The sequence below is a fragment of the Pseudarthrobacter sp. AG30 genome (assembly GCF_003116525.1).
GTDB lineage: Bacteria > Actinomycetota > Actinomycetes > Actinomycetales > Micrococcaceae > Arthrobacter.
Genome location: NZ_QEHL01000012.1, coordinates 353,313 through 378,234, shown reverse-complemented (window position 1 = coordinate 378,234; position 24,922 = coordinate 353,313). Strand labels below are relative to the sequence as shown.

Genomic DNA, 24,922 nt, shown 5'->3' with positions numbered 1-24,922 from the left:
TTGTTTTGGCCAATGGAAAGGATAGTGGCGCTGCGCATTTGGTCCAGATTGATTCCCGAACACGAAAGTCGCACGGTCTGCTACGTCATACCCCAACCCTATTTAGCTTCTCCTCCATAAGACTCCGAGCCCTCGCAAACTCCGCTCGAAGAAGCTCGATGATGCCGGCGGTATCAAGCACCGATACAGTGGTTTCCTGGACTGCCGTACTCAGAGTCCTTTCCATGTTGGGCAAGCCGAGAAGAACTTCAGCGAACGCGGTAACGCTCGCATGTGCTCCGGCAAATTGCGCCTCGGCGTTAGTCAGCGAATCAATCTCATCGCGAAGTCGCTTCACTTCCTCTTCCGATGTCGCATTTCGGAGCCGCGCTAAAGAGTTAGTGAGATGACCAATTTTAGTCCCCGACTCCCTCAATAACTCGTTTTGCGGCACAAGCCGCTCATTAAAATCTTGGAAGTCCTTGGCCGTCTCCTTCATCAACTGGCGTAGGACTGGCGCGGCTTTAGCGCCAAGGTTCTTATTAGTCTTTTCGATTTGCGCGGATCTCGCGGCAACGGTCTCACCTATTTTGACAGTGGCTTCAGATATCGCTTGGGTACTACCCTGCAGCAGATCGCCCTCTTCAGACAGTTCAACGATGATATCCAACAAACCTGCGGGCGGAGGTTCGGCTACAGCCTCTGAGCTTCCCCGCCCCGCCTTGAGGGGTAGCGATACAGGGGCAACCGAAACCTGTTCGGATTTGCCGAGAACTTCCGGAGCAAAGTCTTGTACTGGGTTGCTAAATTCAGCAGAGCCGTCCAATACACCTCGAGCCACAGACTCTATAAGTTCCATCAGCTTCGGAGCTTCATCAAACTCGGTTGAGTATTGAGTTGCACGGTAAGCACGTAGATCAAAGGGCAACGACTCTATATCGCGGGTAATCATAACCGTACGGCGTCCCATAGCATGCGCCAGTCCAAGCTCGTACATCACGTTTCCGTTCAAGTCGGTCACGTCGGCAATCACTATATCTGCTTTAGCAATGCCGACCACGATGTCTTTAAGTATCTGGTGCTGGTTGATAGTAAGGTCGGCTCGGCTGACTTCAAAACCCGCGTTAACAAGAGGGGGCGAAATAAGCTTCATGAAGACAGGATCGAAACGAGCACCAAAGGGCATTATGACAAAAGCAGTAGGCACAGTCTTCCCCCGTAATGTAAGTTCTGCAGTCAGTCTAAAGCACAGCTTTGGTTCATGACGTGCTGATATCAGCTAAACCCAGCATTTATTTCTGCCGCTGGTACTGAGCCGCAACTCCCGTCCTGAAGGCTAAGACTTGGCTGTCGCCGCCATCCTTCGTTGACGAGGCCGACTCAGGAAGGTTCAAGTAATTGTTAAGCCGTTCCCATAACCAAGGACCGACCGCCATAGTCCTTGGGCCTTAAACCTCCGCCACCGGCGCCGCGAACTGGGCCTCGTACAGCCGCGCGTAAGCCCCGCCGGCGGCGAGCAGTGACGCATGGTTCCCCTGCTCCACGATCTGCCCGGCCTCCATCACCAGGATGAGGTCGGCGTCGCGGATGGTGGACAGGCGGTGCGCGATCACGAAGGACGTACGGTCGGACCGCAGGGCACTCATGGCCTTCTGCACCAGCACCTCGGTCCGGGTATCCACCGAGGACGTCGCCTCATCCAGGATCAGCACCGACGGCCGGGCCAGGAACGCCCGGGCAATGGTCAACAGCTGCTTCTCGCCCGCGGACACGTTCGCGCCCTCGTCGTCCAGCACGGTGTCGTACCCCTCGGGCAGCGACCTCACGAACCGGTCCACGTATGTGGCCCGGGCCGCCTCCAGGATCTCGTCCGAGGAAGCGGTGGGCCGGCCGTACGCGATGTTGTCCCGGATGGTCCCGCCGAACAGCCACGTATCCTGCAAAACCATTCCCATCCGCGAGCGCAGATCGTCCCGGGTCATGGTGGTGATGTCCACGCCATCCAGCGTGATCCGCCCGGCGTCCAGCTCGTAGAAGCGCATCATCAGGTTCACCAGCGTGGTCTTGCCCGCCCCGGTCGGCCCCACAATCGCCACCGTCTGCCCCGGCTCCGCCACCAAGGACAACCCCGAAATCAGTGGCTTGTCCGGCGAGTAGGAGAAGGACACGTCCTCGAACACCAGCCGCCCGCGCCCGGCACCATCCGGACTCTGCAGCGAAGAACCAGAAGGATCAGCAGACTGCTCGTCCGTATCCAGCAGCTCGAACACCCGCTCGGCAGAGGCCACACCGGACTGGAGAAGGTTGGCCATGGACCCCAGCTGCGCCAGCGGCTGCGTGAACTGCCGCGAGTACTGGATGAAGGCCTGCACATCGCCCAGCTGCATGGCACCGGACGCCACCTGCAGGCCGCCCACCACGGCGATTCCCACGTACACCAGGTTCCCAATGAACGTCATGGCCGGCATGATCAGCCCGGAAATGAACTGCGCACCGAAGCTCGCCTCATACAGCTCCGCGTTCTTCTGCCGGAACCGCTCCCCCACCTCGCGCTGCCGGCCGAACACCTTCACCAGCGCATGCCCGGTGTAGGTCTCCTCGATCTGGCCGTTCAGCTCGCCCGTATTCTTCCACTGCTGTACGAACAGCTTCTGCGAGCGCTTGGCAATCAGCGCTGTGATCCCCAACGTCAAAGGAATGGTCACCAGCGCAATCAGCGCCAGCGTGGGCGAGAGGATGAACATCATCACCAGTACGCCCACCACGGACAGCACGGAGGTCACCGCCTGGCTGATGGACTGCTGCAGGCTCTGCGAGATGTTGTCCACATCGTTGGTGACCCGGCTCAGCAGCTCACCGCGCTGGATCGAGTCGAAATAACGCAGCGGCAGCCGGTTGATCTTCGCCTCGATCTTCTCGCGCAGCCCGAACACCGTCCGCTGCACCACGCCGTTGAGCACATACGCCTGCCCCCACATGAACGCCGACGCCAGCACATACAGCACCAGCGCCCAGGTCAGCACGCTGCCCAGCGCCGCAAAATCGATCCCGGCACCCGGCGTCAGCGTCATGGCGCTGAGCATGTCCGCCTTCTGGTTCTCCCCCGCCGCCCTCAGTTGCGCAATCAGCTGCGCCTGCGTCACGCCCGGCGGCAGCTGCTTGGACACCACGCCGGAAAAGATCAGGTTGGTGCCCTCACCCAGCAGCCGCGGACCAATCACCTGCAGCACCACGCCCGCCACGGCCATGACCAGCACCAGCATCAGCCACAGCCGCTCGGGCCGCAGGGTGGCCAGCAGCCGCTTGGCCGAGCCGCTGAAGTTCATCGCCTTCTCCGCCGGCACATTCATCCCGGCGAACGGTCCGCCACGTCCGGGTCCGCCGGCCGGTCGCGGGATGCGTACGACGGCGTCCTGGCCGCCTTTCCCGCCACCTGCGGTTCCAGCAGGCGTACCTCCGCCCGGGCCGGCTCCGGCGGGGCGGGTTCCTGCACGGTGCGTGCTCATACCGTCTCCTCCGCTGCCAGCTGGGACGAGACAATCTCGCGGTACGTCTCCGACGTCTCCAGCAACTCGTGGTGCGTGCCGTGCGCAACGATCCTGCCGTCGTCGAGCACCAGGATCTGGTCCGCCTCCACGATGCTGGACACGCGCTGGGCGATGATCACCATGGTGGCCCCCGCGGTGTTGCGCTTGAGCGCCTGGCGCAGCCGGGCGTCCGTGCCGGTGTCCAGGGACGAGAACGAATCGTCAAAGATGTAAAGCTCGGGCCGTTTCACCAGGGCCCGGGCGATGGCCAGCCGCTGCCGCTGCCCGCCGGACACGTTGGTGCCGCCCTGCGAGATGGCCGCGTCCAGGCCCTCCTCCATCTGCTCCACGAAGTCGCGCGCCTGGGCGATCTCCAGCGCGGTCCAGAGCTCGTCCTCGGTGGCGTCCGGGTTGCCGTACAGCAGGTTGCTGCGCACAGTCCCGGAGAACAGGTACGGCCGCTGCGGCACCAGGCCGATGTGCCCCCAGAGCAGGTCCGGATCCAGGTCCCTGACGTTGACGCCGTCCATCAGGACCGCCCCGGAAGTAACGTCGAACAGCCGCGGCATCAGGTTCACCAGGGTGGTCTTGCCCGAGCCCGTGCTGCCAATAATTGCCGTGGTCTCCCCCGCGCGGGCGGTGAAGCTGATCCCGGACAGGACCGGCTGGTCGGCACCCGGGTAGGCGAACCCGACGTCGCGCATTTCCAGCTCGCCGCGCCGCGGCTTGCCGGCGAACGCCGCGCTGGTGACCGGGTTCTCCGGCGGCAGGACGCTGGAACTGGTGCCCAGCACCTCGCCAATCCGGTCTGCTGACACCGACGCACGCGGGATCATCACGGCCATAAAGGTGGCCATCATGACTGACATCAGGATCTGCATCAGGTAGCTCAGGAACGCGATCAAGGTGCCCACCTGCATGGACCCGTCCTCGATCCGGAACGAACCGAACCAGATCACCGCCACGCTGGAAATATTCAGGACCAGCATTACCACAGGGAACATCAGCGCCATCAGCCGGCCGGCACGCAACGCGACCTCCGTGACGTCCCTGTTGGCACCGGCAAACCGTTCCGTCTCCATGTCCTCGCGCACGAACGCCCGCACCACCCGGATACCGGTGAGCTGCTCGCGCAGCACCCGGTTCACGGTGTCGATCCGGGCCTGCATCTTGCGGAACAGCGGCACCATCCGCGTGACAATGAGCCCGACGGCGATCAGCAGCACCGGGACGCACACCGCAATGAGCCACGACAGTTGGGCATCCTGCCGGATGGCCATGATCACCCCGCCGATGCTGAGCATAGGCGCGGCAACCATCAGCGTGGCGGACATCAGCACTAGCTGCTGGACCTGCTGGACGTCGTTGGTGGAGCGGGTGATGAGGCTGGGAGCCCCGAACTTGGTGACTTCCTGCTCGGAGAACTCACCCACCCGTTCGAAGATGGCGCCGCGCAGGTCCCGGCCCAGGCCCATGGCCGCCTTGGCGCCAAAGTACACGGCGATGACGGCACACACGATCTGCGCGAGCGTGATCAGCAGCATGAAGCTGCCGGTGGACAGGATGTAGCCGGTATCGCCCCGGGCCACGCCCTGGTCAATGATGTCCGCGTTCAGCGTGGGCAGGTACAGGGATGCGATGGACTGCGCCAGCTGGAAAACCACGACGGCGGCCAGCAGCGGCCGGTGCGGCCGGAGGTATTCAACGAGTAGCTTCCAGAGCATGGGCGGCTCCAACCTGACGGTGTGTCCACAAACGTGGTGCGACAGTCAGTGTACGTCCGGAAACTGGGACTTGGCCGGGGGTTTCCGCCAGAACTTTCAGGGTTCACTGACGGCGTACGGCAGGCCGTTTTGTGAGGCCTTTCGTCCCCCTCAGGGAATCAGGTTGTCGGCGCGGTAACGGTCAAACAATGCCGTGAAGGAATCCAGCGTCCGACGGTATCCCGTGAAGCCGGCGTCCCTGCTCTTGCCCATATCCGTGACCACTTCGATGCCGCGCCCCAGGTCGCCGTCCGTGTGCCACCAGGACGCCACCCGGTCCAGTTCCGGTTCGCTGAGGTTGTGGTCCGCGGCAATTTTCCGCCATTGGTCCGCCCGCCCCGCCATGGACTGTTCGAGGGGACGGGGCGCATCCTGGTAGCCCTCCCACTCCACGCCAAAGTAGGCCGAAAGTTTCGGCCACATCCAGCGCCAGCGGAACACATCGCCGTTCACGATGTTGAAGGCCTCGTTGGCCGCCGCCGGCGTGGTGGAAGCCCACAGCATGTGCTCGGCAAGCAGCCCTGAGTCCGTCATGTCGGTCAGGCCGTTCCACTGCGTCTCGGAGCCCGGGAAGACAAACGGCTCCCCGCTGTCCCGGCATAAGGTGGCCTGCGCCGCCAGGGTGAGGCCCATGTTCATGGCGTTGCCCACCGCGTGCCCGATCACCGTATGCGCGCGGTGCACGGACCAGGTGAATCCCTGCCGGGCCGCTGCCGCCCAGAGCTCATCCTCCTGGGCGTAGTAGAAGTTCCGTACCGGAAGGCGCGGTTCCTCCTCGTGGAAGGGCGTGTCCGGCATTTCCCCTGCGGCATACGCTTCGAACGGTCCCAGGTAGTGCTTGAGTCCGGTCATCAGGGCGACGTGGGCCACGTCCTTTCCCCGGAGTGCGGCGAGGAGGTCACGCACCATGCCCGCGTTGACGGCGATGTTCTCTTCCTCGGTGGCCCGCCGCGACCAGGCGGTGAAGTAGACGTGGGACGGATTCTCCGGACCAAGCACAGCGGCCAGCGACGAAGCCGAGGTCAGGTCTGCGGAGAGCCACCGGACGCCGGGGCGCTCGGCTCCGGGCCTGCGGGACAAGGCAAGGACTGCCCAGCCTCCGCCCACCAAGGTATCCACCAGGGCGGATCCTGCGATGCCGGTGGCACCCACCACCAAAGCGGTCCGTCCGTTGCCTGCTGTTGTTCCTGATCCGATGGTCATGGTGCTCCTTCTCTAGGTGCCGGGGGTCTCCGCGCGCCGACGCGGCCTTCCGCTGTGGCGGAAGGCCCGCGCGCTGCTTCGCGCCGGGAGGTTGGGCCGCCTGCTGGTGCCGATGACGGCCCTCTTGCGACAAGCCGCAGCCTCCGGCAGATATTCCGTCCCTAGCCGGCAGCCGTTCCAGGCGCATCGGGCCGGACCCGTTCGGCGAGCGCGATGACCGGCGCCAGGGCCGGGTTGCCGGGGCCTCGGGCCAGGCAGAGGTGCAGGGCTTAGAAGGTGCCCGTGGTGTCAGGCTCGATCGCCCAGGCAAGCCGGTGGAGCGCACTCGCCAGCCGGCCGCGCAGGACGGACCAACGGCTCCGAAATGCGGGCTTACGCCGGTTGACCAACTGTTACAGATACTCCGGGACGGGACCATGGGCCATCAAATTGGGGGCCTCCCCCCGTGCCTCTATGTTCCAATGGGAGGGTTGCACCGGCTGCCCGAGTCCAACCGCGGCCTCGGCCCAACGGAAGGAAGAAGCACATGACCGAACGCCCAGACCATCCCCCGGTACCCGCTCCCGGAAGCGCACAAAGCCCGGAGCAGAATGCCGGGGACGGGTGCCCGGTGGCCCATGGAAGCGCCACGGCCCAGGGCAGCGAGAGTGAAAACCCGGCCATCGATACACCCCAGCCCAAGGGAAACCGGCCGCGGACCAACCAGGACTGGTGGCCCAACCAGCTGGACCTTTCCGTTCTCCACGCCCACGGGCGGTCCAGCAACCCGCTGGGACCTTCGTTCAGCTACCGCAAGGAATTCGAAAAGCTCGACGTCGAGGCCCTCAAGCGGGACATCACGGAGGTCCTGACCACCTCGCAGGATTGGTGGCCGGCGGACTTCGGCCATTACGGCGGCCTGATGATCCGGATGAGCTGGCACGCCGCCGGCACCTACCGCGTCCACGACGGCCGCGGCGGAGCAGGCGACGGCGGCCAGCGGTTCGCGCCGCTGAACAGCTGGCCGGACAACGCCAACCTGGACAAGGCCCGGCGGTTGCTGTGGCCGGTCAAGCAGAAGTACGGCCAGAAGGTGTCCTGGGCGGACCTGCTGGTTCTGGCAGGGAACGTTGCCCTCGAGTCCATGGGTTTCACGACGTTCGGCTTCGCCTTCGGCCGGGAGGACGTGTGGGAACCCGAGCAGATCTTCTGGGGGCCCGAGGACGCCTGGCTGGGCGATGAGCGGTACACCGGTGACGCGACGATGGCCGAGGACGTGGGCTCCACCGAGATGGGATTGATCTACGTCAACCCCGAAGGTCCCAGGGGCAACCCGGACCCCGTGGCCGCCGCAGCGTTCATCCGCGAAACATTCAAGCGGATGGCGATGAACGATGAGGAGACGTTCGCGCTGATCGCCGGGGGCCACACGTTCGGAAAGACGCACGGCGCCGGTCCCGCCGACGCCCATGTGGGCCCCGAGCCGGAAGCTGCCGACCTGGAGTCACAGGGCCTGGGCTGGCTCAGCACCTACGGCAGCGGCAAGGGTGGCGACACCATTACCTCAGGACTGGAGGTCACCTGGACGGACCAGCCCACGCAGTGGAGCAACCGCTTCCTCGAGATCCTGTTCGAATACGAGTGGGAGCTGGTCAAGAGCCCGGGCGGCGCCCACCAGTGGGTTGCCAAGGACGCGCCGGAGATCATCCCGGATGCGCACGATCCGCACAGGAAGCACCGCCCCACCATGCTGACCACGGACCTGTCGCTTCGTTTCGACCCCGCTTATGAGCAGATCGGCCGGCGCTTCCTGGCGAACCCGGACGAGTTCGCCCTGGCGTTCGCCAAGGCCTGGTACAAGCTGCTGCACCGCGACATGGGACCGGTGGGTCCGCACATGCTCGGGCCGTGGGTTCCGGAGGCGCAGCTGTGGCAGGATCCTGTTCCCGCCGTCGACCATGAACTGGTCACCGAACAGGACATCGCCCAGCTCAAGGCCAAGCTCCTGGATTCGGGCCTGACCATTCCGCAGCTGGCCGGGACGGCATGGTCCTCAGCCGCGACGTTCCGGAAGACTGACAAGCGCGGCGGCGCCAACGGCGCCCGCATCCGGCTGGAACCGCAGCGCAGTTGGGAAGCCGGCGCGCCGGAGCAGCTGGCCACCGTCCTGCCCGTGCTGGAGCGCGTCCAGGAGGAGTTCAACGCGGCACAAACCGGCGGCAAGAAGGTATCGCTCGCCGACCTGATCGTCCTCGGCGGGGCCGCCGCCGTGGAAAAAGCAGCCGCCGACGCCGGGTTCCCCGTCACGGTGCCGTTCCGGCCCGGCCGCACCGACGCCGCCCAGGAGCAAACCGACGTCGAATCCTTCCAATACCTGCAGCCCAGGGCAGACGGCTTCCGCAACTACCTGCGTGCCGGCGTCAAGCTCCAGCCGGAGACGCTCCTGCTGGACAAGGCGTACATGCTGGACCTCTCCGCGCCGGAGATGACGGTCCTGGTGGGCGGCATGCGTGCCTTGGGGACCAACGTGGGCGGCTCCAGCCACGGCGTGCTGACCGACAGGCCTCAGGTTCTCACCAATGACTTCTTCGTCAACCTGCTCTCGCCCGGCACCAAGTGGAAGGCCTCTGAATCGGAGGAAAATGCCTACGAGATCACGGATGCCGCAACCGGTGAGCTGAAATGGACCGCCACCGCGGTGGACCTGGTTTTCGGTTCCAACTCGCAATTGCGCGCCCTGGCCGAGGTTTATGCGAGCGAGGACGCCGGGGAGAAGTTCGTCAATGATTTCGTTGCCGCCTGGGCGAAGGTCATGGAGCTGGACCGCTTCGACCTGAACTGATTGGCCCGTGTTCCGGGCCGGCCGCCTGTGCGGCCGGCCCGGTAGACGGCATCAGGGGTGAACAGCCCCTTGAGGGTTTCCACGTCGCCCGTATTGATGGCTTCGTAACCGCGCCGCACTACTGCCGCGTCTTCTTCAATTCCCATCTCGAACCCTTTCCGTCATCTTTCCCGGGGGTCCCGGCGATCGATTTCAAGTTCGGCCGTGTTCCGTTGTCCACGGTGAATGCAAGCGGGCCCGGCCCGTTGCTCCGGGCCCACCGCTCCCGCCCCTGCGGCTCGGCTACGATCGTTGAATGGCCCATCTCACCAGCCCTGACACCGCCCTGCACGCTTCCTGGCTGGAGGCCGCCACGGAATTCGACGGAGCCCGCATGGATGGCGCCGGCCTTGACGGCTGGGAGCTGGAGGACTTCAAGGACCCCACCGTTTTTGCGCAGCTGGTCCAAGCACTGGCAAACGACGCCAAACCGGAAACAGTGCGTAGACCCGGGTACGTCCCGTGCACCTACCTGTGGATCGTGGAGGGCACCACCGTCCTCGGCTCACTGGCCATCCGGCACCACCTCAACGAGTTCCTCCTCAACGAGGGCGGCCACATTGGCTACAGCGTCCGGCCGTCGGCAAGGCGCCGCGGGCACGCTGCGAAGGCGTTGGCTGATGCGCTCCCGGTGGCCCGGGCGCTCGGAATCGAACGGGTTCTCCTGACCTGCGACGAGGACAACTCCGGGTCACGGGCAACGATCGAAAAGAATGGCGGCCGCTACGAGGACACCCGCAACGGCAAGCGGCGGTACTGGATCGGCGTCGGGAAAACTGCAGGGCCTGCCAGGTGATTACCGAACACGCCCTGCTCCCGGTGCTGCCGGGCCGGGAAACGGATTTCGAGGCGGCCTTCAACCAGGCCCGGACGATCATCGCTTCAATGCCGGGTTTCCGAGCGTTGTCGCTTTCCAGATCGGTGGAGTCGCCGGGCACCTACCTGCTCCTCGTCGAGTGGGAGACCCTGGAGGACCATACCATCGGCTTCCGCGGATCCCCCGAGTACCAGCAGTGGCGCCAGCTGCTGCACCACTTCTACGAGCCGTTTCCGGTGGTGGAACACTTCGAGGCGGTGTCCTCCGCAGGACACTGAGTTAAGCAATATTGGGACAGCCCCCGCGCGAGTCTCGCTCCAGCGCGGGGGCTTCCAGTACTTCCTGCCGGGGAACTGGCCTGGAAGCACTTAAGAATTACCGGCCGGCGTGCGGCACCAACCCGTGTCCCGGACTTCTTTGGCCAATCTTGATCCAACCTTGAGCGCTAGCTGCCGGAGGAAGCGGCCCGCTGCTGCCGCAGGATGTAGCGCTGCAGCTTTCCGGACGGCGTCTTTGGCAGGTCCTCGACGAAGTGGATACGGCGCGGATATGCGTGTGCGGCGAATTGCGTCTTGACCAGGGCCTGGAGTTCAGCGACCAGGGCGTCGCTTCCGGTGGTCCCGCCGGCCAGGACAACGTAGGCTTCCAGGACTTCTCCGCGCAGTTCGTCGGGGGCGCCCACCACGGCGCTTTCCGCCACCGCCGGATGCGTGGACAGGACGCTCTCCACCTCGAACGGACCAATCCGGTATCCGGCCATGATGATCACGTCGTCATCCCGGGAGGAGAAAAAATAGAAGCCGTCCTCGTCCACCATGCCCGCATCACCGGTCAGGTACCACTTGCCGTCCGCGCTGAACCTCCCGGCCGTCTTCTCCGGCGCATCCTGATACCCCCGGAACCACATCATGGGGCTCCCCGCCACGTCTACGGCAACGCGGCCCAGCTCACCCGGCGCGGCCGGTTCGTCAGCATTGTCCTTGAGGACCGCGCAGCTCCACCCCGGCAGGGGCCGGCCCATGGAACCGGGCCGCAGCTCCGTCCTGACGTCGTCGTGCCAGGCGTTGATGATCATCATCCCGTGTTCGGTCTGTCCATAGTGGTCCCGCACCGGAACCCCAAGCATTTCCCGGGCCCAGCTGATCACCTCCGGGGTCAACGGTTCGCCGGCGGACGAGGCGCGCCGAAGGTGGAAAGGACCTGTTCCGGCGCCGGCTTTCGCGCGCATGGTGCGGTACACCGTGGGAGCAGCGGCGAAGTTGGTGACGGAAAAAGCCTCCAGCACCTTGAAGCTGAGTTCCGGGGAGAAACCCGGTCGCAGCAGCAGGTTCCGCCGCCCCGCCGCCATCGGGCCGAGGATCCCGTAGTACAGGCCGTAGGCCCAGCCGGGGTCTGCGGCATTCCAGAACACATCCTCCTCGCTGACGTCCAGGCCCAGTTCGACGTACTGGCGGAAAGCGGCCAACGCCCGGAGCGGCACCGGCACACCCTTGGGAGCGCCGGTGGTTCCGGACGAGAAGATCAGCACCAGGGCACCGTCACCGCCCACGGCTTCGGCCGCGATGCCCGGTTGTTGCCTGGCCAGGAGCGGGCCGAGCGCCACGTCGGGAAGGGAGGCCTCCGCACCGGCCACCACCACGGCGGCCCCGGTTTCCTGGATCTTCGTCCGCTGGTCGGCGTCGGTGATCACTGCCTTGGCGCCGGAAGCCCGGAGGCGAAGTTCGATGGCGGGCCACGCGAAGGCCGTGAACAGCGGGACATGGACTGCCCCGCGCCGCCAGATGGCCAGGAGCATGACCACCAGGTCTGCCGACTTTCCCATCAGGGTGGCCACGGCATCCCCGGGCCCGATCCCCAGTTCCGCCAATGCTGCCGCACCCCGCTCCGAGCGCTCCCGGAGCTCCCCGTAGGTGATGTCCTCCGCGGAGAGGTCCGCTGCAACCACCGTAAAGGCAACGGCGCCCGGATCGTGGCTGTCGCACAGGAGCTCCGCTGCGCAGGCATCGGCCGCGCCGTAAGTGGCAAGAAGGGCATCAACGGCGGGAACCGGACGGGACATTCGTTCTCCTTTGAACAGCGTGGCACGGGGGCAGTGGAATAAACCTACTGCACAGTAGGGCCACCGGGCGTCCCCCGGCACTGTGTGGCAGGCACGCGGCAAGGTCCCGTGGCCCGACACGTCGCTGCATCAAAACTCAGCCCCTGGCGCCCGGCGGCCGGATGATGCGCCGCTGGGTGGCTGCGGCGATGGCGGCCGTGCGGTTGTCCACGCCGAGCTTGCCGTAGATGTGCACCAGGTGGGTCTTGACCGTGGCCTCCGAGATGAAGACCTGCCTGGCGATGCCCCGGTTGGACAGGCCGGTGGCCAACAGTTCCAGCAGCTGGACTTCCCGCGGTGTCAGCGAGGTTCCGGGGTTGCTGATCCGGTCCATCAGCAGTGCTGCCGCCCGCGGCGCCAGGGCCGTGCCGCCGGCCGCGGCCTGCAGCACCGCCTGCCGCAGCTGTTCCGGGGGTGCGTCCTTCAGCATGTACCCGCTGGCACCGGCCTCGACAGCGGCAAGGATGTCCGCGTCGGTGTCGTAGGTGGTGAGGATGAGCACCGGCGGAGCCGGGTGGAGCTTCCGGATCTCGGCAGTGGCGGTGACGCCGTCCATCCCCTCCCCCATCTGCAGGTCCATGAGCACCACATCCGGCATCCTGTCCAGCGCTGCCAGCCGCGCCAGTTCGTGCAGCGCAGCCCTGCCGTCGGAGGCTTCAGCGGCAATGGAAATGCCGTCGAACCCCGTCAGCATGGCCCGCAGGCCGGCACGCACCACGGGATGGTCGTCCACCAGCAGGACCCGGACCTCACCCATCGCTTCGTCCTTCCAGCGGGGCAGCACCGTCCGAAACGGGACTCTCCACCGGCAGCCGGATGGCCACCACCGTTCCCTCCCCGGGTGCGGACTCCACCGCCAGCGAGCCGTTAAGGCCGGCAACGCGCTCCCGCAGCGAACGCAGCCCGAACCCGCTGCCGTCCGCAGCGTCCGGGGCACCGGCCGCTCGGGACGGCTCAAAGCCCGTGCCGTCGTCGTATATGTCCATGGTCACCTCCGTGCCAAGGAAGGCAAGGGTGACGACGGCGTTCGCGGCCCGGGCGTGGTCGCGGACATTGGCGAGGCTCGCCTGCGCCGCCCGCAGCAGGGCCACGCGCACGGGCTGGGGCAGATCCTGCGGCTCACCGTCCACCTCCAGCCGGCACCGCAGCGCAAGCCCGGCGGCTGCGGCGCCGGTCTCCGTGGTCCCGCACAGCCGGCGCAGGGCCTCCACCAGCGTGGTCCCCTCAAGGTGCGGCGACGACAGCCCGCGCACAAAGCTCCGCGCCTCGGCAAGGTTGTCCGCTGCGGCCTGCTGCACCAGCGCCAGCCGGGCGGCCGCCGTCGGTTCGTCACCGTCGGCCAGCGACTGTTCGGCGGCCCTCCCCAGGAGCACGATGCTGGACAGCCCCTGCGCCAAGGTGTCGTGGATCTCCCGGGCCAGGCGCTCCCGCTCCGCCAGCACCCCGGACTGGTGCTGGGACCGGGACAGTTCCTCGCGCGTGCGCCGCAGTTCGTCCGCCGCACGCCGCTGGTTCTCTGCCTCCCGGTAGAGGGCCGCGTAGGCGAGGCCGGTGATCACGGAGAACACCGCGCCCAGCACGGGCCCCACCACGGCGGCCGCAGGCGGGACCGGCGCGCCGCTCGCTGCCCACTGGGAGACGATCACCGCCGCGGTCATCAGGGCGATCGTCAGCAGCGCCGCGCGCCGCGGCAGCAGGTGCAGATGCAGGAAGAAGATGGGGAAGGCCAGCCAGGCGAAGTCCGCACTCCCGGCAAGCAGCACCGCCCACAGGGCCGTGACCAGGCCCAGCCACAGGAGGCCGTAGCGGCGGGGGTTGAAGCCGATCCTGGCTTCGGCGTGCCGCTTTTCCAGGACGGTCCCAGCCAGGTAGATGACGGCCAGGACGACGGCGGCTGCCTCCCACAGCCAGCGCAGCGGACCGCCGTCAAGGAACAACCGGACCAGGGCGACGGCCAACAGGACGGCGAACCCAGCGTGCAAGGTGACGCGCAGGACCCGGAGGATCGCGGCCGATGACGCATTTTCCAGGGCGGCCAGCGGCCCCTTGGCCGGGGCGCCGCCGGTTTTTTGCGGTGACGGCGGCAGGGGCGTGGCAGGCATTTCATCAGCTTATGCCGGGCCCGCCGGGACGGGATCAACCAAAAGGTTGACTGCGGGCTCAACCTTTCCATTCCCGCGGATCAACCGTCCCCGCGATGCCGCCGCAGGCTTCCGCCGGGAGAGTGGAAGGACAAGAGAATCCACCCTGCTGAGAGAAGAAACAACGTGTTCCTGGCAATCCGCGATATCCGCTTCGCCAAAGGCCGGTTCGCCATGATGGGCGGCGTCGTAGCCCTGATTACCCTCCTGCTGGTCATGCTGTCCGGCCTGACGGCGGGACTCGCCGAGCAGTCGACGTCGGCAATCGGCAAGCTCGGTGCGTCCGCCGCCCGGCCGGTGGACGTCATCGCGTTCGGCGCTCCCGGGGCCGGCACGCCCAAGGCGTCCTACACGGAAAGCTCCGTGACGGCCGGGCAGGTGGCCCGGTGGAGGAACCAGCCCGGCGTCCAGTCCGCCGAACCGCTGGGCATCACCCAGACCCGGGCGCAGGCGGCCGGGGGCGCGGGGACCGCCAACGTCGCCGTGTTCGGGGTCTCGCCGGGCAGCCCGCTGGCACCGGTGGAGGTATCCGCCGGGACCGCGGTGCTGGGCGCCTCGACGGCGGAAGCGCTGTCCGCAGGCCAGGGCGACAAGATCTCTGTTGGCGGCATCGAGTTGGGCGTAGCCGCCGTGGTGCCGGACCAGTGGTACGCGCACACCAGCGTGGTGTGGACTGCGTTGCCCGCATGGGCAAAGGTGGCGCACGTGTCCGACGGCGACCAGCTGGCCACGGTCATCGCCGTCACTTCCGTGCCCGGGGCCGCGGTGGACGGGGCCGAGGCCAATGCGGCCGCAGGCACGGTCAGCGAATCCCGGACCGGATCATTCCAGGCCCTGGGCTCCTTCAAGAGCGAGAACGGGTCCCTGACCCTGATGCAGGCCTTCCTGTACGGGATCTCGTCATTGGTGATCGTTGCCTTCCTGACGGTCTGGACCATCCAGCGCACCCGCGACATCGCCGTCCTGAAGGCCATGGGCGCCTCCGGCTCCTACATCCTTAAGGACGCCATGACCCAGGCCGCGATCGTCCTCGTGGCCGGGGCCGCCATCGGTGGAGCAGTGGGCGTCGCCGCCGGTGCGCTGGCGGCCCAGGCTGCCCCGTTCCTGCTGAACGCCGGCACCACGGTGCTTCCCGTCGTCGGGATTGTTGCCCTGGGCCTGGCCGGCGCCGCACTGGCGGTCCGCCGCGTCACCAAGGTCGATGCGCTGCTGGCGCTCGGCGGCAACTGATCCACCCTTACGAAAGGAACGCCATCATGTCCTCCCCCACCCCTGCTCCCCTGAGCCTGGTCGACGTCACCCTCGAATACCCCGATGGCGGCGGGACCACCACGGCCCTGGACCGGGTCAGCCTCACGGCCCGGGCCGGTCAGCTGGTCTCGCTGGTGGGCCCGTCCGGCTCGGGCAAGTCCAGCCTCCTGGCCACCGCCGCCACCCTGGTCCGCCCCACCCGCGGGCAGGTCCTCATTGACGGCACGGGCACAGCCGGCCTCAAGGACAAGGAACTCACCGCCCTGCGCCGGGACAAGGTGGGCATCATCTTCCAACAGCCCAACCTGCTGGCATCGCTCACGGCCGCCGAGCAACTCATCATCAGCGACCACCTGCGGGGCAGGTCCGCCAAGGCGGCCCGGGCGAAGGCTGCGGAACTGCTGGACGTCGTCGGGCTCGGTGGCAGCGCCCGAAAACTGCCGCACCAGCTCTCCGGTGGCCAGCGCCAGCGGGTGAACATTGCCCGGGCACTCATGGGCAATCCCAAACTGCTGCTGGTGGACGAGCCAACCGCCGCCCTGGACCACGAACGCAGCGCCTCGATCATCGGGCTGCTGCGCCAGGTGACCACCGAGTTCGGGGTTGCCACTGTGATGGTCACCCACGACACCGAGTTCGTGCCGCTGACGGACCTGGTGGCCACCATGCGCGACGGCAGGCTCACCGCGCCTGTGCTGGCGGGAGCCTGAACACGGGCCTCACCCCGGATGGCCCCGGCGGGATCACCGCCGGGGCCATCCTCATCGATGCTGTCCGCTGGGCAGCCGGGCTAACCTTTCGGGGTCACCTGGAGCCGGTCGAACGAGACCTGCTTGCCGTCCTTGTCCAGCACCACCACGTCATCGCGGCCGTTTTGCACGCCGGCGGGCAGGATGAATTCCACCGTGTTGTCCGTGGTGGGGAAGATCCAGCCGATCCGGTAGCTGCGCTTGTTCAGGTACACGTAATACCACTGGCCGTAGTCGAGCCCCGCGAGGACCACTTTTTGGCCGTTGCGGTATTTGTCCGCGGTGCCGAGGTCGAACGGTGCCACCTGTCCGTCCAGGTCCTGCACCGCAAGCGCGGGAACCAGGTCCGGCTGGGCAGGCTGCACATTCAACTGGATGGCACCGCCGGTCACCGTGGCGGACACGCCTTTGGCACCGTTGTTTGCCGTGGCAGCGAACGTGACCGGTCCAAGCTTCCCGGCCGCGACGTCCGCGGCGGTCAGGCTGTACGACCGGGTGGCCGCCAGGGTGCCGCCCGCCGCCAGGTGCGGTGCCTCGATGCCGGCATCCGGGGCGACCACATTGTCCAGGGATACGTTTCCGGCGTTGCCCAAGGTGTAGGTGTACGTGATGGCGTCGCCTGCGGAGGCATAGCGGTCGCCGTCCCGGTCCGTCCACTCGGCCGCAACGGTGCCGTCAAGCCTGGCGTCCCGGACTTTCACGTCGGTTTCGCCGCCGTTCACCGCGTAGGTCCGGGTAGTCTGGCCGGCCGCACTGAACTCCCAGGTGGAGTCCGGGACAAAGAATCCCTGGTCCGCTTCCGCGGCCGTCACGGTGTGGCGGGGCGTGGCACATGTGTACCCCTGTCCGGCGGGGAGGACGCTGTAACGGCAGTTGCCCGGCCCCTCGGGAAGGAACGGGCTGAAGTTGCCGGCGGTGGGGACCACCTTTTCCACCAGCGGGCTGCTGTTGGTCACATCAAATTTGTACGGGAACGCTTCGCCCGCCGTGTACGGCTGGGTGGCGAGGTCGCGGCCGGCGTCGTTGCGGCTGCCTGCGATGCCGGCGGACACCAGCCCGTCCCGCAGCGGCACCGCGGCCCCGCTGAAGGCAACGGTCTTGGTGAGCGTCGGCGTCGCGCTGGCCGTGATGCTGAAGGTTGCCTCGGGGACGAAGTAGCCGCGGTCGATGTCCTGCGCGGTGAGCGTGTGCTTGGCAGTGGTGCAGTTGTAGGAGGCGCCGGCGGCCAGGTTGTTGTACCGGCAGTTTGGCGCCGACGGCGGCAGGAAACCTGCATCGAAGTTCCCCGAGACCGGCACCGAGTTGGCCGTCACGTTCGCCGTGCTTTTGACGGCGAAGGTGTACCCCAGCACGTCGCCGGCTTTGTAGGGGTTGGCCGCCACGTCCCGGGCGGGTGCAGCTCCCGTGATGCTGAGGCCCACCTGCGGCGCCACCGGCACGGTGGCGGTGAACGTGGACTGCGAGACCCGGCCGTCCGCCGTCGTTAGCGCTGCGTTGAGGTTCTGCGGCCCGCTGGCCGTGGCCGCCGCAGTCAGGGCGACGTTGACGGCAACCGAGGCGCCGGGGGCGACGTCGGGCACGGGCACCGTGGTGGCGGACCAGCCCGTGGGGGTAAAGACGGTGGCGGTGGCCCCTGACAGGGTGGCGGCTTCCTGGTTGGTCACGGTGACCGCCACCTGCTGGGTGGCACCGGGCGCCGTGGTGACGGCGGGGACGGACAGCGGTGCGCAGGCGTAGTTGAGCCAGGCGTCGTCGAAGGTGGAGAACTGCATGTTGTCCGTGTAGTTCCCCTCGTAGAGGACGCCGAACCTGCCATCCTCCAGCCGGGTCACGGTGGAGTAGGCGGAGAACCCGGGACGGATGGTGCGCACCCCGGGCCAGGTGGCGCCGTCGTCGCACGAGACCCGGGCGGAGACGTTCTCGCGCGCGGTCTTGGAATTGGCGTTGGTGAAGACCAGTTTCCTGGCGTCCGCCGTGCCCGGGGCAGCGTTGGGGAACATGCGGGCGATGGAACCGTTGTTGGCCGGATCCGGCAGCTCCGTGTCCTGCGTGACGGGACCGTAGGTGGCCCCGCCGTCGCTGGAAACAGCAACCTTCCGGTAGCCCTGGTTGGCGTTGTCCCGGGAGTTCAGCAGGACCCTGCCGTCGGAGAGCTCAACGGTCTTGTTCTCATCCATCCGGTCACCCACGTTGGCGCCCTTGTGCCAGGTGGCACCGTGGTCGTCCGAATAGACGCTGTACGCCTGGATTTTGTTCGTTCCATCGGCCTGGCGGACGTCACCGGCATACTGCTGGATCAGCCGGCCCTTGTAGGGGCCGTACTTGAGCTGGATGCCTTCGCCGGAGGATGCGAAGTTGGACCGGACATCGCCCGCAACCGGGCTGGTGCTGCTGGCGCCCGGCTTGGTGACGTTGGTGATGAGCCGCGGCCCGGTCCACGTGAGGCCGCCGTCGGAGGATTCGATCACGGCGGAGGAAATGACGTTGCGGTCCGCGTCATCATTGCCGAACTGGCTGCCGCCGAATCCTTGGTCCTTTGAGTAGACGAAGAACGCAAAGACCTTGCCTGCCTCCGCGTCGTAGACGTAGGAGGGATCGCTGTAGCCGTATTTCGGCGCCACGGCATCGGCCACGTGGCCTGCGGCAATCACCTGCACCGGCCCCCACGTGCGCCCGCCGTCCGTGCTGCGCCGCTGGACGATCGAGTTGGGGTTGGGCGCGTCCGCGGAGCTGCCCGGCCGCCCGTCCCAGGCCGCCAGGACCACACCGTTGCCAAGGTAGGTCAGCGCGGGGATGCGGTAGAAGAAGTTGTCCGCGGTGCGGTCGGACCCCAGGTTGGTTTCCTGGAAGGTTCCGGGCGGGTTGGTGGGGCTGTTGCCAGGAATGGGCGCCGCCTGCGCCGCAACACCTCCGGCAAGCAGTGCCAGGGCCAGGGCGGCTGATCCGGCGGTTCTGCACAGTGTCAGGGGTGTGCGGTGTCTTTGGGAATGTGGCAAAGGGACTGACCTTTCTGGATGCCGCGGCGATGCGGCTCTCGGCAGGGCGTCGTCGTTCAGGACCTTCAAATGTTGTTCCTACTACGTACGACGTCCTACCAATGTAATGTGCCGACAGTCACAAAGCCAGAGGTGGCTATGCTGTAGATGTGACATCCCATCTCCTTCCCGCCACCCGCGCCGCACGCCCCGCCATCCCCGCCGCGCGGCCCGCCGTCGAGCATGTCCTGGCGGCCCGCGGCCGCGGCGGCTACCGTCAGTACCGGATCCCCGCCCTCGCCGTCACCGTCAGGGGGACACTGCTCGCGGCCTATGACGGCCGGCCCAACCTGGACGATCTCCCAAGTCCCATCGACCTGCTGATCCGGCGCAGTACGGACAGCGGGCGCACCTGGAGTGGCCAGGAAGTGGTGCGGACCGGAACCGGGCTGGAAGGATTCGGGGACCCCAGCCTGCTGGTTGACGCCGACTCCGGACGGATCTTCCTCTTCCACGCCGCCGGGACGCATGCCGGCTTCTTCGAGGCCACAGCGGGGATGGACCACCACGACCACCAAGTCCAGCATTGCGATCTCAGCATGTCCGACGACGACGGCCTGACCTGGCAGCACCGGCGCATTACGGCGGACCTCAAGGCAAGCAGCGGACGGGAGATCACGGGCATCTTCGCCGCGGCCGGCCAAGGGATCCAGGTCCACTGCGGCCCGCACCAGGGGCGGCTGGTGCAGCAGTATGTGGTGTTGAGCGGGGGCAGGATCATGGCAGCCTCGGCCTACAGCGACGACCATGGCGATACCTGGCGGCTTGGCCGGCTGATTGAGGGGACAGCCGACGGCGGCGCCCCCAACGAGAACAAGGTGGCCGCGCTCAGCGATGGCAGGCTGCTCCTGCACAGCCGGGCCACGCCGCAGCGCCTTGCGGCCGTCTCCGACGACGGCGGCCACAGCTGGAGCACGCCGGTTCCGGTCGCGGACCTTCCCGATCCCAGCGACAACGGTTCACTGGCCCGCTTCGACGGATTGCCGTCCGTCACCGGCCTCGCCGCGCCGGCCACGGATTCCTGGCTATTGGCCACCAACAACCAGGACCCCAATCTGCGCCGCAACACCGTGCTGAGCCTGTCGCCCGACGACGGCGCCACCTGGCCTGCCAAGCTGGTGCTGTGCCCGGGCAGCTCGGCGTACTCCACCGCCACCCGCCTGCCGGACGGCAACATTGGTGTGCTGTACGAACGCCAGGGCTACCGCGAGATCGTTTTTGCCTCGGTGCCGTCGGGCCAGCTCACCGGCCAGCTTTCGTCACCGGATACAGCAGGGCCCGACGCCGGCCTGCCGCCGTCCGAGCCGGGCCTGGCCTTCGACATGGAGTTGCGGTCCATCACCCCGGGACTTCCCGCCGTGTGGCAGAACGCCGGCGAGTTCCACGTGATGGCGCCAGGCAAAGACGGCTGGGGCGCCGAGTCGTGGAAGGAGATCGGCCAGGCCTACTCCCCCGACCAGGCCCAGGTCCTGGGCACCAGGGAGTCGCAGGACCTGAACTACGGCCCGGTCATTCCCGGGTACAAGGCCGGGGACATTCTGGCATTCACCGGAAGGGCCCGGAATGACGGCAGCCACACCGCCCGGGACGTGCGCCTGCACGGTCCGGGGGCAGGGGAGTTTCCGGCAACCGACCTCCCGCCGGGCCAGGAGGTTCTCTACTTCACGCCCACCTACACCGTGACGGCGGAGGACGTGGAACAGGATGCGTTTGAGGTTGCCTTTGCAGTGGAAGCAGCGGTGGGGGCCGGCAGGCGACAACTGTCCCGGACCTTCCGCTGCGACGTCGCGTCGGGAGCCATCACCGTGGCCGGGAGTACCGGGCGCTGAGCCGCTACTCCCCCACCAGGACCGACATGTGCCGGAGCCGCTCCACGCGTTCTTCCGGCGACAGCTGGTCCGGACCAAGGCCGATCTTGAACCCAAGGATGGGGAGCGGACCCGCTGCGGCAAGGCACCGGTCAATTTCGTGGCGGTTCAGCATGGAGCTGGGCGGGGCGCCCTGGATCTCCACTGCGGGGAGGTGCGCGTCGATCCACGCATAGCCGAAGCCGGTTTCCTCCGGCGAGCAGCCGGAAAAGACCAGGCCCTCGAGGACGCCTGCTTCACGGCCGAGCGACAGGTGTTCAACTGCCGTTTCAGGACTGCCTGATTCGATGACTGAGCGCGCCCAGTTAACGGTCACACCCACGCGCTCCAAACCTTGGTTCCGGAGCGAAACGGCGATGTCCACCTCTTCGGCAAAGGACAAGAACCCCTTCTCCGGACTTGCCCCTGGGCGTGGGGCGTCGCAGTGTTCGATCAGCACTCGCGCCGATCCCCAGTCCCACTCCAGGACTTCCTTGAGCGATTCCTCGAACCAGCGGGCGGAGGCGCCCCCGGTAGGCGCGGAATGGAGTTCAACAGCCTCCACCTCATGCCCGGCATCCTGCAGCCCGCGGGCATACTCCCGGACACCCGCCGCGAAGTCGAGGGCTTCCCGCCGGCCCGCCGTGTCAGCGGAGGCCAGGCCGAACGCCGCGTTGGCGGCCAGCCGCTGCATGGTCCCGGGGATGGCGGTGACCACCGCGGACCAGGCCTCCGGCGCCCCGGCGGGCCAGCCGGTCCCGCCATGCGGACCATAGGGAAGCTCAAGTCCGCGGATCGGGGAAATGGCAGCGAGGCCCCGGTAGAACTGCTCCTGCAGTTCGACGGGCTGGGCGGGGTAGGCGCCGACAATCAAGGACAAGGAAGCTCCATTCGCGAAGGGTATGGCGTCAGGCCAAGCGTAAATGCAAGAAACATTAGTCCACTTGACGCTGGCTGTGATGGGACTTACAGTTTTCCATACGAGCTAGGACATCCTACATCCGATAAACATCTCCTGAACGGTGAGGCCAATGAACAACATCAAGAACCTGCCGCTGGTCAATGACGCCAGCCGCCGGAACTTCCTCAAACTCGGCGGGGCCATGGGCCTGGCCGCAGCCTTTGCCAGCTCCCTGGCCGCCTGCGGTGGACCGGCCGCCACCACCAGCAGCTCAACCACCAACACCTCGCCGATCAACAAGGACCTCACCATCGAGGCCGGCATCTCTTACGCCCTCTCCACCGGCTTCGATCCCATTTCCTCCTCCGGCGCCACCCCCATGGCCGCCAACCTGCACGTCTTCGAGGGCCTGGTTGAGCTCCACCCGGCAACCCGGGAGCCCTACAACGCCCTGGCTGCAACTGATCCCAAGATGGTCAACCCCACCACCTACCAGGTGGCCATCCGCGAAGGCGCCACGTTCCACGACGGCACCCCGGTCACCGCCGAGGACGTGGTCTTCTCCTTTACCCGGGTCATGGATCCCGCCAACAAGTCCCTGTTCTCGCAGTTCATCCCGTTCATCCAGGACGTCAAGGCCCTCGACGCCAAGACCGTGGAATTCACGCTGAAGTACGCCTTCCCCGGCTTCGGACCCCGGATCTCGGTGGTAAAGGTGGTGCCCAAGGCGCTCACCAACTTCCCGGCCGGCTCGGACCAGCTGAAATCCTTCGATGCCAAGCCCGTTGGAACCGGCCCGTACAAGCTGGTTTCCGCCGTCAAGGACGACAAGATCATCTTCGAGGCGAACCAGGCCTACAACGGCCCCATGCCGGCACTGGCCAAGGGCATGACCTGGCTGCTGCTCTCCGATGCCGCCGCCCGCGTGACCGCAATGCAGTCCGGCCGGGTCCAGGCCATCGAGGACGTCCCCTACCTGGACATGCAGGGGCTCAAGTCCGCAGCCACCGTTGAATCCGTACAGTCGTTCGGCCTGCTGTTCCTGATGTTCAACTGCTCCGCCGCGCCGTTCGACAACAAGCTGGTCCGCCAGGCCCTGCACTACGGCCTGGACAAGGACTCCATCATCAAGAAAGCCCTGTTCGGCAACGCCAAGCCGGCCAGCTCCTACTTCCAGGAGGGCCACCCGGACTACGTCAAGGCCAAGAACGTCTACAGCTACGATCCCAACAAGGCTGCAGACCTCCTCAAGCAGGCCGGCGTCTCCAGCCTGGAGTTCGAGCTCCTCACCACGGACACCGCGTGGGTCAAGGACGTTGCTCCCCTGATGCTGGAATCCTGGAACAAGATCCCCGGTGTCAAGGTGACCCTCAAGAACCTGCAGTCCGGCGCCTTGTATACGGACCGCGTCGGCAAAGGCGACTACAAGGTGGTTGCGGCGCCAGGCGATCCGTCCGTCTTCGGCAACGACGCAGACCTCTTGCTGAGCTGGTTCTACGCCGGTGACACCTGGATGAAGAACCGCGCCTACTGGGGCTCGACGCCGGAGCGTGCCCAGCTCGTGGACCTCATGACCAAGGCCGGCCAGTCGTCCAAGGATGACGCCAAGAAGCTCACCGGGCAGATCGTGGACCTGGTCTCCGAAGAGGTGCCCCTCTACCCGCTGTTCCACCGCCAGCTTCCCAGCGCCTGGGATGCAAAGAAGCTCAGCGGCTTCCAGCCCCTTCCCACCACCGGAGTTTCCTTCGTTGGTGTGGGCCGCACCGCCTAGCCACACCAACCGGAGACTACATTGACCACGATATTGCGCCTCCTGGGCCGGAGGCTGGCAGCCCTGCCGCTGATGGTCCTGGGCATCACCTTGCTCGTGTTCCTCGTCCTGCAGGCCGCCCCCGGCGACCAGGCGAGCAGCGCCCTGGGCGAAGGGGCCAGCGAGGAAGCGAAAGAGCAGTACCGGCAGGCCAACGGCCTGAACGATCCGCTGCTGCTGCAGTACTTCCGCTTCCTTGGAAAACTCCTCCAGCTCGACCTCGGAGTCACCACTCCGCCGGCGAAATCCGTGGCAAGCATGATCGGCTCAGCCTTCCCCCTGACGCTGCAGCTGACGTTCCTGGGCGTCATCATCGCGGTCGTGGTCTCGCTGGTCTTCGGCATCATCGGCGCCTTGTACCGGGACAAATGGCAGGACCAGCTGGTGCGGGTCTTCTCCATCGCCGCGGTGGCAACGCCGTCGTTCTGGCTGGGCATCCTGCTGATCCAGTGGTTCGCCCTTGGTCCGGCACCGCTGTTCCCGTCCGGCGGCATTGCCACCCCGGAATCCGGGTTCGGCGGCTGGCTCAACTCGATGGCGCTGCCCGCCCTGGCACTGGGCATCCCGGTCTCGGCTTCCCTCATCAGGGTGGTCCGCACCTCCATGGTGGAGGAGCTGGACCGGGACTATGTCCGCACCGCCATCGGCAACGGCGTCCCGTACCGGGAAGTGGTCTCCAGGAACGTGCTCCGCAACGCCCTGGTCACTCCGGTCACCGTGCTGGGACTGCGGATCGGCTACCTGCTGGGCGGCGCCGTCGTCATTGAAATGATCTTTGCGCTGCCCGGCATGGGCCAGCTGATCCTCAACGGCATCACCAACCTTGACGTGAACCTGGTGCAGGGCGTGGTCCTGACCATTTCCGTGACTTTCGTCCTGGTGAACATTGCCGTGGACCTCCTCTACCTGCTCATCAACCCCCGAATCAGGACCGTGTGACC

Annotated in this window: 17 protein-coding genes; 8 read left to right on the top strand and 9 right to left on the bottom strand. The window is 66.5% G+C overall.

All coding sequences use genetic code 11. The annotated features are described in order from the left end of the window. Positions 1–85: 85 nt before the first annotated feature. The 4 genes from DC347_RS12435 to DC347_RS12420 all read right to left on the bottom strand — a co-directional run bounded on the left by DC347_RS12435 (position 86) and on the right by DC347_RS12420 (position 6,472). Positions 86–1,132: a hypothetical protein gene (locus DC347_RS12435; RefSeq protein ID WP_133247088.1), complete on the bottom strand. Its 1,047-nt coding sequence runs from the start codon at positions 1,130–1,132 to the stop codon at positions 86–88. A 295-nt stretch (positions 1,133–1,427) separates the two neighbouring features. After that, positions 1,428–3,485 carry an ABC transporter ATP-binding protein gene (locus DC347_RS12430; protein ID WP_109045661.1) on the bottom strand — a complete coding sequence of 686 codons (2,058 nt, stop codon included), beginning with the start codon at positions 3,483–3,485 and terminating at the stop codon, positions 1,428–1,430. After that, a complete protein-coding gene (locus tag DC347_RS12425; protein ID WP_109045660.1) occupies positions 3,482–5,230 on the bottom strand; it encodes an ABC transporter ATP-binding protein in 1,749 nt (582 codons plus the stop codon). Before DC347_RS12425 ends, DC347_RS12430 begins: the two co-directional genes overlap by 4 nt. 150 nt (positions 5,231–5,380) lie before the next feature. Next, positions 5,381–6,472 (bottom strand): SDR family oxidoreductase, encoded by a 1,092-nt coding sequence (locus DC347_RS12420; protein WP_109045659.1) that lies wholly within the window; start codon positions 6,470–6,472, stop codon positions 5,381–5,383. A 526-nt stretch (positions 6,473–6,998) separates the two neighbouring features. On the opposite strand from DC347_RS12420, the gene katG reads away from it, so the two are divergent. The 3 genes from katG to DC347_RS12400 all read left to right on the top strand — a co-directional run bounded on the left by katG (position 6,999) and on the right by DC347_RS12400 (position 10,427). Next, the gene (katG, locus tag DC347_RS12415) at positions 6,999–9,293 is read left to right on the top strand and encodes a catalase/peroxidase HPI (RefSeq protein ID WP_109045658.1); all 2,295 of its coding nucleotides are present in this window, start codon (positions 6,999–7,001) and stop codon (positions 9,291–9,293) included. Between the two features lie 295 nt (positions 9,294–9,588). Then, complete coding sequence (locus DC347_RS12405; RefSeq protein WP_109045656.1) at positions 9,589–10,128, top strand: GNAT family N-acetyltransferase; 540 nt, start codon at positions 9,589–9,591, stop codon at positions 10,126–10,128. Continuing rightward, positions 10,125–10,427, top strand: a complete 303-nt coding sequence (locus tag DC347_RS12400) for an antibiotic biosynthesis monooxygenase (protein ID WP_109045655.1) — start codon at positions 10,125–10,127, stop codon at positions 10,425–10,427. Before DC347_RS12405 ends, DC347_RS12400 begins: the two co-directional genes overlap by 4 nt. 167 nt (positions 10,428–10,594) lie before the next feature. Here the strand turns inward: DC347_RS12400 and DC347_RS12395 are convergent, their stop codons facing one another. The 3 genes from DC347_RS12395 to DC347_RS12385 all read right to left on the bottom strand — a co-directional run bounded on the left by DC347_RS12395 (position 10,595) and on the right by DC347_RS12385 (position 14,349). Continuing rightward, on the bottom strand, positions 10,595–12,208 hold the full coding sequence (locus DC347_RS12395) for an AMP-binding protein (protein WP_109045654.1): 1,614 nt from the start codon (positions 12,206–12,208) through the stop codon (positions 10,595–10,597). A 136-nt stretch (positions 12,209–12,344) separates the two neighbouring features. Next, positions 12,345–13,004: a response regulator transcription factor gene (locus DC347_RS12390; protein ID WP_109045653.1), complete on the bottom strand. Its 660-nt coding sequence runs from the start codon at positions 13,002–13,004 to the stop codon at positions 12,345–12,347. Next, a complete protein-coding gene (locus DC347_RS12385) occupies positions 12,997–14,349 on the bottom strand; it encodes a sensor histidine kinase (protein ID WP_206073931.1) in 1,353 nt (450 codons plus the stop codon). Before DC347_RS12385 ends, DC347_RS12390 begins: the two co-directional genes overlap by 8 nt. A gap of 165 nt (positions 14,350–14,514) precedes the next feature. Here DC347_RS12385 and DC347_RS12380 point away from each other — a divergent pair, with 165 nt between their 5' ends. Together DC347_RS12380 and DC347_RS12375 are read left to right on the top strand one after the other, a co-directional pair. Then, entirely contained in the window at positions 14,515–15,618 is a 1,104-nt protein-coding gene (locus tag DC347_RS12380) for an ABC transporter permease (protein WP_109045652.1), read from the top strand. 26 nt (positions 15,619–15,644) lie between these two features. Beyond that, the gene (locus tag DC347_RS12375; protein ID WP_018760922.1) at positions 15,645–16,349 is read left to right on the top strand and encodes an ABC transporter ATP-binding protein; all 705 of its coding nucleotides are present in this window, start codon (positions 15,645–15,647) and stop codon (positions 16,347–16,349) included. An 80-nt stretch (positions 16,350–16,429) separates the two neighbouring features. Here DC347_RS12375 and DC347_RS12370 read toward each other — a convergent pair whose 3' ends face one another. Then, positions 16,430–19,384 carry an exo-alpha-sialidase gene (locus DC347_RS12370; RefSeq protein ID WP_109045651.1) on the bottom strand — a complete coding sequence of 985 codons (2,955 nt, stop codon included), beginning with the start codon at positions 19,382–19,384 and terminating at the stop codon, positions 16,430–16,432. A gap of 149 nt (positions 19,385–19,533) precedes the next feature. On the opposite strand from DC347_RS12370, the gene DC347_RS12365 reads away from it, so the two are divergent. After that, positions 19,534–21,252, top strand: a complete 1,719-nt coding sequence (locus DC347_RS12365) for an exo-alpha-sialidase (RefSeq protein ID WP_109045650.1) — start codon at positions 19,534–19,536, stop codon at positions 21,250–21,252. Positions 21,253–21,256: 4 nt separating this feature from the next. Here DC347_RS12365 and DC347_RS12360 read toward each other — a convergent pair whose 3' ends face one another. Continuing rightward, positions 21,257–22,150, bottom strand: coding sequence for a DUF4862 family protein (locus tag DC347_RS12360; protein WP_109045649.1), 894 nt, complete (start codon positions 22,148–22,150; stop codon positions 21,257–21,259). Positions 22,151–22,301: 151 nt separating this feature from the next. Between DC347_RS12360 and DC347_RS12355 the strand changes: the two genes are divergently transcribed. Beyond that, positions 22,302–23,942, top strand: a complete 1,641-nt coding sequence (locus tag DC347_RS12355) for an ABC transporter substrate-binding protein (protein WP_109045648.1) — start codon at positions 22,302–22,304, stop codon at positions 23,940–23,942. A gap of 21 nt (positions 23,943–23,963) precedes the next feature. Beyond that, positions 23,964–24,920, top strand: coding sequence for an ABC transporter permease (locus DC347_RS12350; protein WP_043423759.1), 957 nt, complete (start codon positions 23,964–23,966; stop codon positions 24,918–24,920). Positions 24,921–24,922: the final 2 nt, after the last annotated feature.